The organism is Leclercia sp. AS011, assembly GCF_037152535.1.
In the GTDB taxonomy this organism is placed as follows: domain Bacteria; phylum Pseudomonadota; class Gammaproteobacteria; order Enterobacterales; family Enterobacteriaceae; genus Enterobacter.
In genome coordinates, this window is sequence record NZ_JBBCMA010000039.1 from 1 (window position 1) to 223 (window position 223).

The following is a 223-nucleotide window of genomic DNA, read 5'->3' on the forward strand; positions in this document are numbered from 1 at the left end:
AAGACGGAAAGACCCCGTGAACCTTTACTATAGCTTGACACTGAACACTGGTCCTTGATGTGTAGGATAGGTGGGAGGCTTTGAAGCGTGGACGCCAGTCTGCGTGGAGCCATCCTTGAAATACCACCCTTTAATGGCTGGTGTTCTAACGTGGACCCGTAATCCGGGTTGCGGACAGTGTCTGGTGGGTAGTTTGACTGGGGCGGTCTCCTCCTAAAGAGTA

At 52.5% G+C, this 223-nt stretch carries 1 rRNA gene; it reads left to right on the top strand.

From position 1 onward, the window contains the following. Positions 1 to 223, top strand: a 23S ribosomal RNA gene (locus WFO70_RS22410); the annotation flags it as partial.